General features: G+C 41.1%; 18 protein-coding genes, 1 other RNA gene and 1 pseudogene. 14 read left to right on the plus strand and 6 right to left on the minus strand.

Translation table 11 applies throughout. From position 1 onward, the window contains the following. Positions 1-302 precede the first annotated feature (302 nt). A pseudogene (locus tag VE944_RS22290) lies at positions 303-500 on the plus strand (VOC family protein); the annotation flags it as partial. 42 nt (positions 501-542) lie between these two features. Here VE944_RS22290 and VE944_RS22295 read toward each other — a convergent pair. Next, entirely contained in the window at positions 543-1,691 is a 1,149-nt protein-coding gene (locus VE944_RS22295; protein ID WP_324982024.1) for an RNA-guided endonuclease InsQ/TnpB family protein, read from the minus strand. Positions 1,692-1,744: 53 nt separating this feature from the next. On the opposite strand from VE944_RS22295, the gene VE944_RS22300 reads away from it, so the two are divergent. After that, positions 1,745-1,885 (plus strand): ribbon-helix-helix protein, CopG family, encoded by a 141-nt coding sequence (locus tag VE944_RS22300; RefSeq protein ID WP_324982029.1) that lies wholly within the window; start codon positions 1,745-1,747, stop codon positions 1,883-1,885. 84 nt (positions 1,886-1,969) lie between these two features. Here the strand turns inward: VE944_RS22300 and VE944_RS22305 are convergent, their stop codons facing one another. Together VE944_RS22305 and murG are read right to left on the minus strand one after the other, a co-directional pair. Further along, positions 1,970-3,313: an RlpA-like double-psi beta-barrel domain-containing protein gene (locus VE944_RS22305; RefSeq protein WP_324982032.1), complete on the minus strand. Its 1,344-nt coding sequence runs from the start codon at positions 3,311-3,313 to the stop codon at positions 1,970-1,972. 38 nt (positions 3,314-3,351) lie between these two features. Continuing rightward, positions 3,352-4,425 (minus strand): undecaprenyldiphospho-muramoylpentapeptide beta-N-acetylglucosaminyltransferase, encoded by a 1,074-nt coding sequence (gene murG / locus VE944_RS22310; RefSeq protein ID WP_324982035.1) that lies wholly within the window; start codon positions 4,423-4,425, stop codon positions 3,352-3,354. An 85-nt stretch (positions 4,426-4,510) separates the two neighbouring features. Between murG and VE944_RS22315 the strand changes: the two genes are divergently transcribed. The 4 genes from VE944_RS22315 (at position 4,511) to VE944_RS22330 (ending at position 7,039) form a co-directional block, all read left to right on the plus strand. Then, the gene (locus VE944_RS22315; protein ID WP_324982038.1) at positions 4,511-5,350 is read left to right on the plus strand and encodes a nuclear transport factor 2 family protein; all 840 of its coding nucleotides are present in this window, start codon (positions 4,511-4,513) and stop codon (positions 5,348-5,350) included. A gap of 137 nt (positions 5,351-5,487) precedes the next feature. Then, positions 5,488-5,757, plus strand: a complete 270-nt coding sequence (locus VE944_RS22320) for a hypothetical protein (RefSeq protein ID WP_324982040.1) — start codon at positions 5,488-5,490, stop codon at positions 5,755-5,757. Beyond that, positions 5,750-6,175 carry a pepsin/retropepsin-like aspartic protease family protein gene (locus VE944_RS22325; RefSeq protein WP_324982044.1) on the plus strand — a complete coding sequence of 142 codons (426 nt, stop codon included), beginning with the start codon at positions 5,750-5,752 and terminating at the stop codon, positions 6,173-6,175. The genes VE944_RS22320 and VE944_RS22325 overlap by 8 nt, the downstream gene beginning before the upstream one ends. 90 nt (positions 6,176-6,265) lie before the next feature. Continuing rightward, positions 6,266-7,039 (plus strand): SDR family oxidoreductase, encoded by a 774-nt coding sequence (locus tag VE944_RS22330; RefSeq protein ID WP_324982047.1) that lies wholly within the window; start codon positions 6,266-6,268, stop codon positions 7,037-7,039. A 7-nt stretch (positions 7,040-7,046) separates the two neighbouring features. On the opposite strand, the gene VE944_RS22335 is transcribed toward VE944_RS22330, so the two are convergent. Next, the gene (locus VE944_RS22335; RefSeq protein WP_324982050.1) at positions 7,047-7,820 is read right to left on the minus strand and encodes a hypothetical protein; all 774 of its coding nucleotides are present in this window, start codon (positions 7,818-7,820) and stop codon (positions 7,047-7,049) included. A 384-nt stretch (positions 7,821-8,204) separates the two neighbouring features. On the opposite strand from VE944_RS22335, the gene VE944_RS22340 reads away from it, so the two are divergent. After that, positions 8,205-8,726: an isopentenyl transferase family protein gene (locus VE944_RS22340; protein ID WP_324982053.1), complete on the plus strand. Its 522-nt coding sequence runs from the start codon at positions 8,205-8,207 to the stop codon at positions 8,724-8,726. 29 nt (positions 8,727-8,755) lie between these two features. Here the strand turns inward: VE944_RS22340 and VE944_RS22345 are convergent, their stop codons facing one another. Further along, positions 8,756-9,163, minus strand: a complete 408-nt coding sequence (locus tag VE944_RS22345) for a hypothetical protein (RefSeq protein ID WP_324982075.1) — start codon at positions 9,161-9,163, stop codon at positions 8,756-8,758. Between the two features lie 428 nt (positions 9,164-9,591). Next, positions 9,592-9,915 (minus strand): slr1957 family protein, encoded by a 324-nt coding sequence (locus VE944_RS22350; protein ID WP_324982056.1) that lies wholly within the window; start codon positions 9,913-9,915, stop codon positions 9,592-9,594. A 516-nt stretch (positions 9,916-10,431) separates the two neighbouring features. On the opposite strand from VE944_RS22350, the gene VE944_RS22355 reads away from it, so the two are divergent. From VE944_RS22355 to VE944_RS22385, 7 genes are all read left to right on the plus strand, one after another. Further along, entirely contained in the window at positions 10,432-10,584 is a 153-nt protein-coding gene (locus tag VE944_RS22355; RefSeq protein ID WP_324982059.1) for a lmo0937 family membrane protein, read from the plus strand. A gap of 303 nt (positions 10,585-10,887) precedes the next feature. Further along, positions 10,888-11,379, plus strand: a complete 492-nt coding sequence (locus VE944_RS22360) for a pentapeptide repeat-containing protein (protein WP_324982078.1) — start codon at positions 10,888-10,890, stop codon at positions 11,377-11,379. Next, positions 11,376-12,530, plus strand: a complete 1,155-nt coding sequence (locus VE944_RS22365; protein ID WP_324982062.1) for a 5-(carboxyamino)imidazole ribonucleotide synthase — start codon at positions 11,376-11,378, stop codon at positions 12,528-12,530. Before VE944_RS22360 ends, VE944_RS22365 begins: the two co-directional genes overlap by 4 nt. 60 nt (positions 12,531-12,590) lie before the next feature. Then, a non-coding RNA gene (gene ssrS, locus VE944_RS22370) (6S RNA) lies at positions 12,591-12,774 on the plus strand. A gap of 338 nt (positions 12,775-13,112) precedes the next feature. Next, entirely contained in the window at positions 13,113-14,378 is a 1,266-nt protein-coding gene (locus tag VE944_RS22375) for a M16 family metallopeptidase (protein ID WP_324982065.1), read from the plus strand. Between the two features lie 73 nt (positions 14,379-14,451). Then, the gene (locus VE944_RS22380) at positions 14,452-15,723 is read left to right on the plus strand and encodes a M16 family metallopeptidase (RefSeq protein WP_324982068.1); all 1,272 of its coding nucleotides are present in this window, start codon (positions 14,452-14,454) and stop codon (positions 15,721-15,723) included. Between the two features lie 89 nt (positions 15,724-15,812). Beyond that, positions 15,813-16,763: peptidoglycan-binding domain-containing protein (locus VE944_RS22385; RefSeq protein ID WP_324982072.1), on the plus strand; the 951-nt coding region annotated here is incomplete at its 3' end.

The following is a 16,763-nucleotide window of genomic DNA, read 5'->3' on the forward strand; positions in this document are numbered from 1 at the left end:
ATACGGTTGTTGGTGCTGGTGATCCACTCACAGAATCTATCCCATACGTTGGCGCTTGAGCGCTGTTGTAAGGTTGTTGTCATGGTTTTATAAGTGCGGTTAGTTATTTTATAATCAGGCTCGTTTGTTCTTGCCTGTGAAACTACTTTACAATGCTTTACAAAATTTAATCAAGTTTTATCACTTCAGTAAACCTGATATACGTTATTACTTTTTCTTATATAATAGGTTTATGCTGGTGTCAGCGCCCAAAAGATAAAGTTGAGATCAATTACTACCAAAATTAGGAGGAGAGGTGTGAGATGACAATTACTCTAAATCACACCATAGTGCCCGCACATAATAAAGAGGCATCGGCGAGGTTCTTTGCAAAGATTTTTGGTTTAGAGGTCAAGGTTCCCGTTAGTCACTTCGCTGCTGTACATATAAATGATTCACTGACGCTCGACTTCGCCGACGCTGAAGCGTTCGAGCAACATCATTATGCGTTCCATTTGACATACTCCCCGGCGTGAACGCACGGGGATTCTTGACACATCATTTCAACTTGCTACCGAGGTAGTCTTAGAGTCGATCCGTGTCCGTTTAGAGTCGTGGCAATGCCCTATCCCGACTTTGTTTATATTTCTAGCAGCATTCTCATCTCTATCCTGCTCAATCCCGCAATTTAAGCACAAGACAGAACGAATAGATAAATCAATCTTGCCCCATCGATACCCACAACAAGAACAAGTTTGGCTAGTGGGTTCCCATCTGTTAATTACTCTGAAATCTCGACTAAGCTTTTCAGATTTAGCTTCACAAAATACCCGGAATTCTCGCCAACCTTGCAAACTAATAGCTCGCGCAAGTTTGCGATTTTTAACCATGCCTGACACATTTAAGTCTTCCAAAATGATGGCTTGGTTTTCGCTTACCACAATGGTAGATAACTTGTGCAAGAAGTCTTTACGAGTATCAGCTATCTTGTTGTGAAGCTTTGCAATTTTGATACGAGTCTTGACTCTGCGCTTTGAGTCTTTCTGTTGACGAGATAGTTTTTTTTGTAGTTTGCGAATTTTGCGGTCTTGCTTAGAGTAATTAGGACTTACAGCTTTTTCACCATTACTCATTACAGCAAAAGTTTTTATTCCCAAATCAACACCAATGCTTTGACTCTTAACATCAATATGAATAGGCTCAACTTCTACAACAAAACTGAGAAAATAGCGGTTAGCACAATCTTTGATTACTGTTACTGAGCTAGGCGTTGATGGAAGCTCTCTAGACCAGATTGGACTAACCTCACCAATCTTAGCAAGATAAACTTTTTTCCCTTTAATAGAGAATCCACCAATTCTAAATCTTGCTGATTGCTGGTTTGTCTTTTTCTTGAATTTTGGACTACCTACTTTTTTACCTTTTCGCTTACCTTTTAAAGAATCAAAAAAGTTTTTGTATGCAATGCCCAAATCAGCAACCGACTGTTGTAGTGGAATATTAGAAACTTCAGACAACCATTCACGCTCAACAGTTTTCTTCGCTTTGGTAATTACTAACTTTTGCAAATCGTTGTTGCTTGGCAGTTTCTCCGATTGTTTACATAAAGCAAGAGCATCATTCCAAACTACCCGTACACAACCAAACAATTGAGCCAAGCTCTTTTGTTGTTGATCTGTTGGGTAAATTCGGTACTGATATCTGGCTTTCATTGCTTTTCTTTTAATCCTGCTATTATTGTATATCATATCGACATACAAATACAATGAATAAAAGTGTATTTTTTCGACTAACAGAAGAAGAACTAGCACATCTTGAAGAGTACTGCGAATCGTCTGGGAGGACAAAATCTGATGTGCTTAGAGATTTGATCAGGAAATTAAAAATTAATAAAAAGCCGTCCTAGAAAGACGGGGCTTGTATCCCATCTTTTCGGTCACAACTTAGAATTGTTGACCCGTGCATAGATTTTTGACATCAAGTCAATGCATTACTTCTTTACTAAAAAATATGCTGTAGCGTATTCCGGCAATTGGCTGATATTTTGCCTAAATTCTTTTTGACTCTTAAAAATACCTGCCAAAAAATCGAGTTGATAAAGATTGGGTAAAAAAGCTCCCCCTGTATCAGCCATAACCCCCATTTGCAGATGTTTGCGGCCACCTTTAGTATGCTCAATAATAATCACTCTACCTAAACCAATATTCAGCACATCTCCAGCAAAGGTTACTCCTGGTTTAATAGAAATTTTTGCATCTATTTTGTATCCATAGCCTTTAATGCCATCAACCTCTCTAAAATACCAATAACGCTTTTGCGCTGTCGCCTTTAATCCGCGAATATAAGACATTCCATTATTTCTATCTACATTAAAAAATGCCCTATAACCATCTGGAAAGTTAATTAGGATGGTTCCTTGCATCAATGCTTCTTCTAACCCAGTTCTAGTTAAATAAGCGAGACTTTTAACTTTTCCAAATTCTTTTCCGCCTGGTTCATAAATACCAGACAAAACATCCTGCTTTGTGTATTTGGTGTAGAAAGCATTTTTATTAGAATTATCTTTTAAACTATAAATTGGTGTATTAAAAGTAGAATTTTTTTTGCGAGAGCCGGAGTGAGTAAATACTGCATATTTGGTAATTCTTAATTGCTTTTGTTTTTTGTCTTTTGGATTATATGCAGTCCATTTAATAACTCGGAAATTGGAATTGATAAACTTGGGGTCTTGTAAACGAGTAGCTCGATTATTAGCAATATCCTCCTTTAAGACAGCAATCATGAAATCTAAGGTCTTGAGGACATCTCGCACAGTAACCCCTTGAGTAGCAAGAATTCCTGTACGCAGAATATCTGGGTCTTGTGAACTATAATTTTGAAAATATTTTCTAGTATTAACAAGAACGGTTAATAAATCTTTTTGATTGAAGTTTACCTTACTACTCGGCAGTTTAACTGGAGTAATAACCTGGCTACCATTAATCTTAAATTTGTATTTTTTGAACTCATCGACAACTGGATAGGGCGCAGATGCGGCTAACAAATTATGTTGAGATGAAAAGACATTTTGCTTGCCGATAATCTCATCAGATGTTTGTTGAGTGATTAAAGAATTTTTCAATCTCGAATCAAGTTTCTGATCAACTTGATTTGAAGTGAAAGAAATTTGTGATTCAAGTGGGTTAAAATTCTCTTGCTGAGTAAAAAACTGATCTTGTTGGGCTAGCTGTTTAGTTTTTGACTGAGTGTATAGATGGCTACTGGCTAAACCGACAATCAATAAGGCAGCACAACCTATTGTGAAGCGAAATTTTTGGTTGGATAAGATATTCATAAATGGGAAAATAAATTTTTAATGCTAAATAATCAAGGTTATGTTTCTATCACTTCACGCACTAACTGCGCCAACTTATCAGCACTATCGGGAACTGCGATCGCATGAGCTTTTTCTCCCATCTTTGCTAATTCATCTGGTGATTGCAACAAATTCAACACATTACTTTGCAATATTTGTGCCGTCAACTCCGATTGCTTCAGTGTTAACGCCGCACCCGATGAAGTAAATACGTCTGCATTATAAGATTGATGGTCTTCGGCAGCAAAGGGGTAAGGAATCAAAATTGCTGGCGTTCCACACACTGCTAATTCTGTCAAGCTACCAGCACCAGAACGACTAATGGCTAGAGTAGCTCGTTGCAACAATGCTGCCATATTATTGTAAAAAGGTAAGACTATGTATTGTGGATGTTTGAGACTATCTGCTTCCTCGTCGCGATCGCCAGTTAAATGTACTACATAAGTACCAGCATCAAACCAAGCGTTTGCAGATTCACGCACCAACTTATTAACCGCAACTGCGCCCTGGCTACCACCAAATACGACAATTAAAGGAACACCTTCAGGAATAGCTAAATCTAGGGGTGCATGAATTGCCCCATCCAAGAATTGCGCCCTTACAGGAGTACCAACACAGACAGTTTTAGCACGAGGCAAATACTTAGCAGCTACTTCAAATCCCAAGGCTACTGCGCTACACCAAGGGCCAAAAAAGCGAGTTACTTTACCTGGTATTGCGTTAGATTCGTGAAAAACCACGGGTAAACCGAGGGAACGCGCCGCAATGACGGCTGGCCCGGCAATGTAACCCCCTGTGGTAAACACCCCTTGAAAATTTCCCTGCTTTAAAATTCGTCTGACTTCTATAATCGAACCAGCCAGTTTACCCAAAATGCGAATCGAGGAGAGTCCAAACCCTTGCTGAAACCCTTCAACTGCAATAGTATTCAAGGGATACTCTTTAGGGACAAGTTCAGTTTCTAGCCGATTGGGTACTCCCAGCCATTCGATTTGATAATCTGGCAATTTTTGTGCCAGTGCGATCGCTGGAAACAAATGTCCACCAGTCCCACTGGCAGCTATTAATAATCGTATCGGTGCGTTTGCCATCAAACCTCTACCGTTTAGCGTCTAGCTTAACTAAGATAAAACAATTTCCTTACTTTCTCTCATCAAATCAGTAAACTCTTAACCAATGACAAAAATTATTACCGCTTTATTGAGACGGCAACTCAGATTTCCAGCTAGTATCTGGCTAGTTTCATTCCTGCTAACCCTTGGTTTAACAAGTGGTTGGCAACGCACTCAAGCGGCTACACCACAACAGTTAGTCCAAGCTGGTACAGCTCAAAATGCACCAGCCGATGTGAAAAACCTGTTGACACAAGTTGATGCAGCCGCTAATCGGGGCGATGTCAAAGGGGTGTTGCAATTCTACAGCCCTAATTTTACTCATGGCGATGGATTAAACCTGCAAACCCTGCAAAAGTCTTTGACTTCACTTTGGCAACGATATCCCAAATTGCAATACATTACAAAACTGCTATCTTCAAAACCTGAAGGCAATGCAATTATTGCGGAAACTGAAACGAAGATAACTGGTTTACCTTCCGCTAACAATAATAATTCGACTCTCAATGCCACGATTAAATCACGTCAGCGCATTGCAGGCGGAAAAATAGTCCGCCAAGACATTTTGTCAGAACGCACCCAACTTACTTCTGGCAACAAGCCGCCCCAAATTGATGTTAAATTACCACAGCAGGTGGTGGTTGGTCAAAAGTATAGTTTTGATGCGATCGTTCAAGAGCCACTTGGTGATGATTTTCTACTAGGAACCGCGCTAGAGGAACCCATACAAGCAGATAAATTTCTCAACCCCACATCCGTGGATCTGGAATTACTGACATCTGGCGGACTGTTTAAAACCGCACAAGCACCATCTATCCCTGGTAGCCAGTGGGTTTCTGCTGTCATCCTGCGGGGTAATGGGATGACGATGGTAACTCAGCGCCTGCGAGTGGTGAAGAAGTAGAGACGCGATTAATCGCGTCTCTACAGGAGTTAGTGCGCTACGCTACGGCTAGCGTACTAAAAATCTGCATGGTGCGTTACCTTTAAATTCGCTTGAGATAATCTAGATTTATACTAAAGCCTTTCATTAGTAGCGATATGTCTCTAAATGAACTGCTACCTGCTGTCGAGCAACTATCACACCAAAACAAGTTACGCCTCATCCATTTTCTGCTCCTAGCAGTAGCGAAGGAAGAGGGCTGTAATTTAGAGTTTACAGAGTCTGCAAATATTATAAATCAAGAAGATTTACTGCTCAAACAACTGGCATCAACGGTCGCGGTTGTATGGTCTCCCCATGAGGCGTATGAAGCGGCCCAAACATTATCAAACCTTCTTGAGTCAGTGAAAAAAGAGGGCGATGCTTGAGGGTAAGAGATTTTCTTTCATCGAGCGAAGCAATAGCCTTGGGCTTTCTAGCACCATGCCGTACTTACCACTGACGTTAACCGACAAAACCTGCTCTGTGGAAGTTATGACTTTGCTAGATACAGGTGCAAGCGTTAATGTTTTGCCTTACGAAGTCGGACTGCAACTGGGAGCAGTCTGGGAAGAACAGACAGTCCTAGTCCAGTTAAGCGGAAATCTGGCTTGTCTGGAAGCACGCGGCTTAGTTCTATCAGCTAAAGTTGCTGAGTTTTCGCCCGTCCTCCTCGCGTTTGCATGGACAGAATCAAGAGAAGCTCCTTTGATTCTAGGACAGATGAATTTCTTTGCAGAGTTTGATGTCTGTTTTTACCGCTTAGATTTAGCTTTCGAGTTACGTCCAAGAAAAAATAAATATTAATAGCTGAGAAAATTATGTCTGTACTCAGTAACTTGCTAAATTGCTAAATTGTGTATTTAAATTAACACTGGACTATTGACTTTTTTTTCAATGACTTCACTACAAAATCAAATCATTTTAATAACTGGTGCAAGTAGTGGTATTGGTACTGCTTGCGCGAGAATCTTTGCTGGTGCGGGTGCAAAACTAATCCTAGCGGCACGACGGCTAGAACGTTTGCAGCAGCTAGCAGATACTCTCGTTAAAGAATTTGGTATTGAAATTCATTTGTTACAGCTAGATGTGCGCGATCGCAATGCTGTAGAAAAAGCCATTTCTACTCTACCGTCTGCCTGGTCTAACATCGACATTCTCATCAACAATGCTGGTCTAAGTCGTGGTTTAGACAAGTTGCACGAAGGCAGCTTTCAAGATTGGGAAGACATGATTGATACTAACGTTAAGGGTTTACTTTACGTGTCCCGCTATGTCGTTCCGGGAATGGTGAGTCGCGATCGCGGTCATGTGGTAAATTTAGGTTCCATTGCTGGACATCAAACCTATCCCGGTGGCAATGTCTACTGTGCTACCAAAGCTGCTGTGAGGGCAATTTCTGAAGGTTTAAAACAAGACCTGTTGGGAACGCGGGTACGTGTAACTTCCGTTGACCCTGGTATGGTAGAAACGGAATTTAGCAATGTGCGCTTTCACGGAGATGCTGAACGCGCCAACAAAGTCTACCAAGGAGTTAAGCCTCTGACCGCAGATGATGTGGCTGATGTGATATTTTTTTGTGTGACGCGATCGCCCCATGTCAATATTAATGAAGTTGTGCTGATGCCTGTTGACCAAGCTAGCGCTACTCTAGTTAATCGGCGAACATAAGGAATAATTAAGCGGTCTTAAAAAATCGAATAATTTCGCGGACATGATCGAGAAATTGCCCGTCGGTGGAAAGTTGCGCGATCGCAGTTCGTGCTTCTCTTGCCAAACGCTCATGTTCGGTTTGATTTGTCGCCCGTAATTCTTCCAAGTTAGCAGCAATTCTGGCTAAATCTTTGCGAGTTTCTTCGGCAAAGCGTTGTTGAGTTGCGGGTAATGAATAAGATTGTTCAGGATTGAGTTGCTCCTCGAATGACTGGATTTTTTGTTCCAATATGGAGAAGCGATCGCGCAGTTCAACAATATCTTCGCGGGGATACTTCCATTCTTGGCGAATCATCGCTAACCGCGCATATAAATACTCATAAGCTCGAATCGCTGGACGCAGAATTGTTAATAACAAAGCTGCACCAGAACTTATATATCCAACTGTACTAATACCAGTGGTAGCAAGAGCATAAAGACCAACGGCTGAGAATAAGTGTAAAGCAATAGCAACCCAGAGCGATCGCTTTGCCAACACTGTGACATAGTTTACTTGTTTCTCATCGACTGGAATTTTTTTCTCTTTAGATTGTGCTGCTTCTGCTAAGACTTCTTTAGCTTGAAAATGCACATTCCACGGGACGGTAACAATTACCAACAGCCACCAAAAGCTTGCACCACCAATTACCCAATCAAGAAAGTTACCAGCAGGAATGTGCAACCATTGCAGTAAGCCAAAAGCTGTTAGCACCACAATCACAATTCCAGCAATGGAACTGATGAAAAAGTTGATATACATTTTGCCCTGTCTCCAGTGAAACTATACCTCGATCATGACTATGCCGCAGCAGTTATACGGAAATGATTGTGATGGTTTTTCTATTTGCACACACCAGTTTTTCAATGAAGTAGCTACACCAATTAGGTTAATTCTCTTTGCTACCCTTTTAACAAAAGTAGCAATAAACGCGATTGTGATGGTTTTTTTAGTTGCACATATATAAATAAAATGAACCACTTTCAAGGTTTGAGTCTTTTTTGTGCCTCAAAAATGTTTAAGTCCCGGTAGTAAAATCTTCTAAGAACACATTTTGTAGTATAAAGGTAATATATCTATAACTTTTATTCTTTCGTGACAAGCTTGTGCCAAATTTGACTTGATTGCACTAAAAGGACAGTAGCGATGAAAAAAGTAGCGGTGTTTGGCAATACTGGAGGCGGAAAATCAACTCTAAGCAAGAGATTATCTCAAATTACTGGTTTGCCACTTCACGTCTTGGACAAGATTCAATATCAATCAGGAGGCACAGAGGTTCCACATGAAGACTATAAGCACGCCCATCAGCAAATTCTAGTTACTGACCGATGGATTATTGATGGGTTTGGTTGCATGGAAACTCTCTGGCTACGACTTGACGAGGCAGATACTCTGGTTTTTGTCGATTTACCGCTATATGTGCATGGATGGTGGGTAACTAAACGACTAATCACAGGTTACTTTAAACCGCCAGAAGGGTGGCCCTCCAATAGTCCAATATTAAAGAGTTCACTTAGTAGCTGCCGCGTGCTTTGGTTGTGTGACAAATATTTAACCCCAAAATATCGTGAGTATATCGAGCAGGCTAAAAGCATCAAAAATGTTTATCACATTCGCTCGACTAAACAAATTTCGCAATTTTTTGAGTTAATTGATGCAGGAGAGTAACTTTATTGCTTATTTACTGCTCCTCGTCTCTATTGGATGAGATAGCTACGCCAAATTGATTGAGTATCTTTACTACCCTTTTCTGGAAGTAACAATCGCCAGGTTTTACCTTCTTGCTGAATTTGCAGGTAAACATCAAAAGGTTTTTTTGGTTGCGTCAAGCGCCGTTTTGGTAGCTTTAGAATTAAGTCGTAGGTTCCCCGAACGTGGAAAGCTGGTAAATTTTCAATCGTTAGGGGTTGTTCTTGGGTAATTGATAGCCGCTTGATTTCAAATCCTTGAAAATCTAGATCCAACTGCTGGCTAAGTTTTTGTTGAGTTTGCTCTAGCCCAAGTGCGATCGCTTTTTGCACTAACTCGCTAGTCGGTAGCAGTCCAATACTGCCACAAGCTGTCACTAGCACCAGCAATATTGCTATCAAAACTAAGCGCACTATGTTATTCACTGTCTGATCTGCTACTTTTATCCTTATTAAGTTTAACCGGACACACTGCTGCTTTTTCAGCGATGAGTAACTCCTTTTCTTTTCAGCAATATCATTTTTTAAGCACGTTCTTGAACCTCACCCCCAACCCCTCTCCTTGCTAAGGCTATCGTGTACACACAAATGCTTGCCGCAGCCATATCTTTAAATCTTGCACTGCGTTTCTATCCCGCCTTGGAATGAATTACGAGTCTGATAACTAAAGTCCACTCAAGTGGACTAAATGATCAATTCAGTCCACTTGAGTGGACTTCAGCTAAGCTGTTACGCAGCTAGATTGTATAATATTAAATTAATTACTTAATTTAGTGTCAGCCATCTATGCCAGCAAAAAATCATCTTTCTGAACAGTTTTTAATAGCAAAGCCCAAAATAAGAATTTAGGCATCTTCAAGTTCAAATTGAGCCACCGTAACGGCGTTAAAAGCGAAAGCCAAAACTAATGGCATCGGCGACTGAAGCCAAAAGGTAAAAAGAACAGCTAGGATTGTGCCAATTACTGCGGACATCGACCACAATCGTTCTTCAAAAGTCAATCCCTTTTCGGCTTTAATCACTCTGAGAACGTGAACTGGAATTGGTTCCGGCATTACCCCACCCGGAGGGAAAGCCCAGAAGTTATTACGTCGCTCGACAAACAAATCTGTCCAGCCATTTTCTTGGCACCATGTTTCAATCCATTGAAGTGAGTAATGATTCATCATCGGGTTTGGGAGTTCGGTTTGGGGAAGTTGTGTACTTGGTGAATGTAAACTCTTGGAGATTCCTGAACAACTAACTAATCGCTATAAAATTAACGCTAATTATCCAACTTTTAAGCTTTGTTAAGCAGTTGAGACGCATATAATTACGCTCAAACCTTGCTTTCATTAATTAAAACACTAACAGTTGATAGCGGCTGTTGAATTTAAAAGACAATAAACTTTACTTGAGACATTGAAAATCAAGAATTGTAAATAAGCTCATGAGTATTACTGCTTAAGAAAACTCTTTATATCCTGAAATTCAAATTTAAGAATAAATAATTGTAAACAAATCCACGAGCGTAGGCTCAGTTAAAAGAATTGCGGGTAAGGGCAAAAGGTAAATTTTTAATTAATTTTCTTTCTCAAGAAAGATGATTTAAATTTATATACCTCTGTGAGGGTAAATAAAATCAAAGTGAAGCCAGGAGTAAAATATCTAAATAAATAAAAACTTACTTGATTTAAATCAAATATATGTTGAGTATACTTTGGGGTATTGTTGTTGTACTGATTGCTTTTTGGGGATTAGGACTGGCACTTCATATTGCCGGAAATTTAATTCATGCGGTGTTGCTTATAGCGATTGCCGTTGCTATATATAATTTTTTCAAAGCGCGTGATGTGTAAATATAGTGGTTCCCAATTTGCTAAGGTAGGTTTTCAAAGTTACTAACCTTGTTAAAGAAGATTTGATTGTACCTAAGCTGCTTAGGAAACGCTATATTGCCGTCTAGCTACTAAAGGTGAGAAGCGATGTCTACCACAGGCTACGCATCCACCCTTTTTGCGTTACAAAATATTAAGCTAGGCAAATACACGTTTCCCAAGTCCAGTAGCAAGGCTGGAAGTCTCAATTAAAATGATTCAGTCTTGCTAATATTCAAATGCGGTAATTAAATGCAGCGATTAGACACAAAATTAGCTCTCAATATGTTATGGCGGCAGGGGTTGGCGTTCCTTCTAGGAATTATTGTATGGTGCGTGGCTGATCCCGTACTGGCAGTAGACTGGACTCATCCGCTTTCATTTAGCAATGCAGAGTTGTCAAGGCGTGATTTTTCTGGTGACAGCTTGCAAGCTGCGGAGTTTTCTAACGCCAATATGGAACTGGCTAACTTTTCTAACGCTGACTTGCGGGGAGCAGTTATGAGTGCTTCGGTGATGACAAATGCAAATCTCCACGGAGCAGATTTAACTAATGCAATGGTTGATCAGGTAAACTTAACTAAGGCAGATTTGAGCGATGCAGTTTTCAAAGAAGCTCTTTTGCTCCGCGCCATATTTAATGATGTGAATATAGACGGTGCAGATTTTACAGATGCAATTTTGGATAGAGCGCAAATCAAAGAACTGTGCGGTAAAGCCAGTGGTGTGAATTCCAAAACAGGCGTGCAAACTCGTGATTCTCTAGGATGTCAATGAAACGTGTTGGTGTAATTGGTGGCGGACAACTTGCCTGGATGATGGCGGATGCAGCACAGAAGCTAGGAGTAGAATTGGTAATACAAACTCCTAGCCAAGACGATCCGGCCGTGTCAATTGCTAAAAAAACTGTTTTCGCCCCAGTTGATGACGCAACTGCTACGGAAATATTAGCTCAAAAATGCGATGTTATCACTTTTGAAAACGAATTTGTTAACTTAGATGCTTTATCTGTTTTAGCACACCAAGGCGTTTGTTTTCGTCCCAGATTAGAAGCTTTAGCTCCTCTTTTAGATAAATATCATCAGCGTTGCTATTTACGCGACTTGGGCTTACCTGTTCCCCAATTTTTAGCCCTTGACGAGGTAGAAAATCTCAAATCCAAAATAGAATATCTAGGTTTTCCAGTAGTCTTAAAGTCGCGCCGCCACGGTTACGATGGTCAAGGTACTTTCATAATTCAGGATTTTGCTAATTTAGAGCAAAAGCTAAGTGATGAAACCACAACAAAAACTTTAAATCAATCACTTTTCTTGTTAGAAAAATTTATTCCTTTTGAAAGAGAACTAGCAATAATTGCAGCTCGTTCTGTAGAGGGAGAAATTGTAACTTATCCTGTGGTAGAAACCCAACAAGAACAACAAGTGTGTCGGCGGGTAATTGCACCTGCTGAGATTACACCCAATCAAGTAGCAGAAATCCAAGCGATCGCACATACTCTATTAAATAGCCTAGAAGTAGTGGGCATTTTTGGAATTGAGCTATTTCTGGCTACTAATGGCAAAATCCTGGTAAATGAAATTGCACCCCGTACCCACAATTCTGGGCATTTTTCTATTGACGCCTGTGAAACTTCGCAGTTTGAGCAGCACCTGAGAGCTGTTTGTGGTTTACCTTTAGGAAATCCGACTTTGCAGTGCGCCAGCGCTGTGATGGTGAACCTACTGGGGTATGAAAACTCTCACAGCGACTACCAAAGCCAGCGTCAACAAATAGCAGAGATTCCCCAGGCGCACGTTCACTGGTATGGCAAGACAGAATCACGTTCTGGGCGGAAGTTGGGACATGTTACCGTTTTGCTGGATAATCAGAATCGAGAGCAAGCGATCGCGATCGCCCACAACATAGAATCTATCTGGTATCCCAGGTAAATTTTTTAGAAACTTTCGATGTTGAACACACAACATCTTTTTGAAAGCTATAATGAGTGAAGTTGACTACGACGTTGGTGACTGCCATCAAGTTTTTTGATCTATGCCTTTAATGACAAGGGAATCAACTGTTCTCGTGGCAGTATACCGGGCATGTACCCGGAAACTTTAAACGAGGAATTTAGGTTCCCACCTGGATAAACCCAGGTCATAAACTTAGGTAAAACGGCGTCGCGGTGAACTTAAAATTATTAGCTCCTAAAGTCAGTTAGAACTTAGGAGCTTTAATTATTTGGTATTAAAGAACAGGGAAAGAATTTTGGAAGTTGCTAAATCATCTCGCAAATATGCAACGCCAATTGTTTAAATCAGTATTACTTATGTGACAAATAAGTAAATCTAAACTAAAAACCTGAAACAACGCAGATTCAGCATTTTGGCTAGATTAATCAAAAAAATTTAATTAGAAATTACTAATATCTGGAAATAAAAACAAAATCTGTATAACTTGATTCTAAATTAGGTATCGTTCAGAGTTAAGATGACAAAATTATCTGAAATTGTGGTTAAAGCTACAGAAAATTGTCACAACAACTAACTAATACAGTATTTCCAGCCTCGGTCTTCCGATTAGACAGTGGTTTAACTTTTATTCATCAAGAGATTCCCACTACCCCTGTAGTTGTGGCGGATGTTTGGGTGCGTGCTGGAGCAAGCCTAGAGCCAGAACCGTGGTTTGGCATGGCGCACTTTTTAGAACACATGATTTTTAAAGGTACGGCGACGCTACCCCCTGGAATGTTCGATTCCAAAGTTGAAAATCGGGGAGGCGTGAGTAATGCGGCGACAAGCTATGATTATGCTCATTATACTCTCACCACAGCTGCCCCTTATTTAAAAGATACTCTGCCCTACTTGGGAGAACTACTGCTCAATGCGGCAATTCCAGAAGATGAATTTAGCCGCGAACGAGACGTAGTGCTAGAGGAAATTCGCTCTTGTCAAGATGATTCTGACTGGATAGGCTTTCAAACGCTGATTCAAAGCATCTATCCGCATCACCCTTACGGACGTTCGGTGTTGGGTACTGAGCAAGAACTAATGCAGCAATCGCCAGAAGCAATGCGCTGTTTTCACCGCACTCACTATCAGCCGGAAAACATGACGGTGGTAATTGCAGGAGGTATAGCCCAGCAACCAGCTTGGGAAATGGTAAATAGTTCATTTGCTGATTTTGCTGAACGCTCGAATTGTCCGCAGTTTGAGAAAGTGACAAAGCCAGTAATAACGGGTATTCATCGTCAAGAACTGTATTTACCACGCATAGAACAAGCGCGATTATTGATGGCGTGGCTGGTTCCTGGAGTAGAAGAAATGCGCGCTGGCTTTGGTTTAGATTTATTGTCAGTGTTATTGGCAGAAGGGCGGACTTCGCGTTTAGTGCGTGATTTACGAGAAGATTTGCAATTGGTACAGGGGATTTACAGTAGTTTTTCTCTACAACGGGAATCGAGTTTATTTACAATTACTGCCTGGTTGGAACCAGAAAACCTGGAGGAAGTTGAGTCCTTAATTTGCGCTCATTTGGATGATTTGCAGACTACAGGAATTAGCGAACAGGAACTTGCTCGTACACGCAGACTGCTATGTAATGAGTATGCGTTTTCTACCGAAACGCCAAATCAGCTTACAGGGCTTTATGGGTATTACAATACCATCGCCCAAGCTGAATTAGCTGTGACATATCCCCAGCAGATTCAGTCTTTTGATGCCAAAGAACTGCAAAAACTAGCTAAACAATATCTCTCGCTTGAAAATTACGCAGTTACTGTACTTAAACCGTGTTAGTTATAGGGCATTGGGCAGGGGGTATTAGTTTTTGACAAAGGACAAATGACAAATAACAAAGGACAAACAATAAATGACAACCTTGCTGCAAAAATCGCCTATCCATCGTACTGTATTGAACAATGGCATTGTAGTGCTGGTGGCAGAAAATCCTGCTGCGGATATTATTGCGGCGCGAATTTTTGTGCGTGCTGGTAGTTGTAACGAAAACCGCGAGCAAGCAGGGTTGGCACATTTGCTTTCAGCAGTGATGACAAAGGGATGCGATGGTCTTTCTAGTTTGGAAATTGCAGAAAAAGTCGAGTCTGTAGGAGCGAGTTTGAGTGCAGATGCTGGCACGGATTATTTTCTGCTATCTTTCAAAACTGTAACATCCGATTTTGGGGAAATTTTAACATTAGCAGGGCGGATTTTGCGATCGCCTACTTTTCCCGAAACTCAAGTGGAACTAGAACGGCGTTTAGCACTCCAGGATATTCGTTCCCAAAAAGAGCAACCGTTCAATGTCGCCTTTGAACAAATGCGGCAGGTAATGTACCAAAATCATCCATACTCCATGTCAGTGCTGGGAGATGAAACCACCATGAGTAGCTTAACTCGTGCGGATTTAGTGGAGTATCACCAAACTTATTTCCGTCCAGATAATGTAGTAATTAGTATTGCTGGTAGAGTCACAGCCACAGATGCAGCCGTGTTGGTGGAAGAAGTTTTTGCTGATTGGCAAGCGCCAGCCCAAGCACTACCAATATTGAATTTACCTGAGATTAAGGTGGAACCACAGGTAAGGCTGAAGCCAATACAAACACAACAATCAATCGTGATGCTTGGTTATTTGGGAACATCAGTGAGTTCTGTTGATTACGCCGCACTGAAGTTACTGTGTACCTACTTGGGAAATGGGCTTTCTAGTCGCTTGTTTGTCGAATTGCGGGAAAAGCGCGGTTTAGCTTACGAAGTATCCGCCTTTTACTCCACAAGGCTATTTCCAGCCTCATTTGTGGTTTACATGGGTACAGCACCAGAAAATACCAGCATTGCTCTTGAAGGGCTGCGTACAGAAGTAGATTTATTGTCTACCGCCGAAGTATCCGAAAGCGCACTCAAAGCTGCTAAAAACAAGATTTTGGGACAGTACGCCTTGGGTAAACAAACGAACGGGCAAATTGCTCAGATATACGGTTGGTATGAAATTTTGGGCTTAGGAATTGATTTTGATACAAAGTTCCAAGAATTGATTGCAGCTGTGAGTGCCCAGGATGCCATCGCCGCAGCTTGTAAGTATTTAAAAGAGCCTTACTTGTCTTTAGTTGGTCAAAAAGAAGCAATTAATCGAGCGATCGCATAACTGAAAATGTAGAATCGTAAAATGCAGCAGCTGTTTTTTAGACCAAGCGGCTGTACCATTAGCATGAGAATATTCTGGGAGTGAATTCCATGCAAAGCAGCCTGACAGCAAGTATTTTGAGTTACTTAAAATTACTAGACCCAACTGTAAATCGCTGTAGGATGGAAAAACGGCCAAAGGGTTGGTGGGCAAAGAGGTCTAAATCTTTATTAGCCATTGAAATACTCTTGTTCTCCACTACGCCTCTAATTATTGCCTCAACGGCTGTAGTATCAATAGCAGCGCCACAAAAAATTGCCCAAGTAAATCCTGGAAATGGCATCAACCGCCCTATCCTCAAAGTTGGTAGCCAAGGCGAACGCGTATCTGAACTTCAAGCAGCTCTGAAACTTTTGGGTTTTTATTCTGGTGTCGTAGATGGTACATATAGTGAAAATACAGCCAGTGCTGTTTCCCAGTTTAAACAAGCTGCTGGTTTGAATCCAGATGGCATTGTGGATGCTAGCACTTGGCAACGACTTTTCCCTAATCAACCAGCAGCAGCATCAACCATCCCTTCATCCCAGCCAAGATTTAACTCAGCTAATAATTTTCCTGTTCCAACCCAGGCTAGCAATGTCACCAACGTTATAAATTCCAATCCTCCAAGACAAGCTGTAACACAAGTTCCAACTAACGCTGAACCAAGACCTACCACCCCGAAAAAACCTGTAACACGAGTTACGACTAGCCCTGAGCCAAGACCTGCTACCCCAAGAAAAACTACAACTTCAAGCACACAAAAAACGCCGAATCGGACTACATCAACTACTCGAAATCCGTCAACTACACGCACTAGACAAACTACTCGAACTCAGCCAAACACAACTACTAAGCGAACCCCTGGTATTCAATACACCTCAGAAGGAATGCCAATTTTGCGTATAGGATTACGTGGTTCTGAAGTTGTTAAGTTGCAACAACAACTGAAAAAGCTTGGTTTCTTGAAAGGCGATGCCGATGGAGACTTTGGCGAGACAACCGAAGCAGCTGTGAAAGCT

This window comes from Nostoc sp. (genome assembly GCF_035638895.1).
In the GTDB taxonomy this organism is placed as follows: domain Bacteria; phylum Cyanobacteriota; class Cyanobacteriia; order Cyanobacteriales; family Nostocaceae; genus Nostoc.

Bases quoted from the DNA above. Each gene is read 5' to 3' on its own strand.
- VE944_RS22295 (WP_324982024.1), bottom strand. From the start codon at position 1,691: ATGAAAGCCAGATATCAGTACCGAATTTACCCAACAGATCAACAACAA.
- VE944_RS22300 (WP_324982029.1), top strand. From the start codon at position 1,745: ATGAATAAAAGTGTATTTTTTCGACTAACAGAAGAAGAACTAGCACAT.
- VE944_RS22305 (WP_324982032.1), bottom strand. From the start codon at position 3,313: ATGAATATCTTATCCAACCAAAAATTTCGCTTCACAATAGGTTGTGCT.
- murG (WP_324982035.1), bottom strand. From the start codon at position 4,425: ATGGCAAACGCACCGATACGATTATTAATAGCTGCCAGTGGGACTGGT.
- VE944_RS22315 (WP_324982038.1), top strand. From the start codon at position 4,511: ATGACAAAAATTATTACCGCTTTATTGAGACGGCAACTCAGATTTCCA.
- VE944_RS22320 (WP_324982040.1), top strand. From the start codon at position 5,488: ATGTCTCTAAATGAACTGCTACCTGCTGTCGAGCAACTATCACACCAA.
- VE944_RS22325 (WP_324982044.1), top strand. From the start codon at position 5,750: ATGCTTGAGGGTAAGAGATTTTCTTTCATCGAGCGAAGCAATAGCCTT.
- VE944_RS22330 (WP_324982047.1), top strand. From the start codon at position 6,266: ATGACTTCACTACAAAATCAAATCATTTTAATAACTGGTGCAAGTAGT.
- VE944_RS22335 (WP_324982050.1), bottom strand. From the start codon at position 7,820: ATGTATATCAACTTTTTCATCAGTTCCATTGCTGGAATTGTGATTGTG.
- VE944_RS22340 (WP_324982053.1), top strand. From the start codon at position 8,205: ATGAAAAAAGTAGCGGTGTTTGGCAATACTGGAGGCGGAAAATCAACT.
- VE944_RS22350 (WP_324982056.1), bottom strand. From the start codon at position 9,915: ATGATGAATCATTACTCACTTCAATGGATTGAAACATGGTGCCAAGAA.
- VE944_RS22355 (WP_324982059.1), top strand. From the start codon at position 10,432: ATGTTGAGTATACTTTGGGGTATTGTTGTTGTACTGATTGCTTTTTGG.
- VE944_RS22360 (WP_324982078.1), top strand. From the start codon at position 10,888: ATGTTATGGCGGCAGGGGTTGGCGTTCCTTCTAGGAATTATTGTATGG.
- VE944_RS22365 (WP_324982062.1), top strand. From the start codon at position 11,376: ATGAAACGTGTTGGTGTAATTGGTGGCGGACAACTTGCCTGGATGATG.
- VE944_RS22380 (WP_324982068.1), top strand. From the start codon at position 14,452: ATGACAACCTTGCTGCAAAAATCGCCTATCCATCGTACTGTATTGAAC.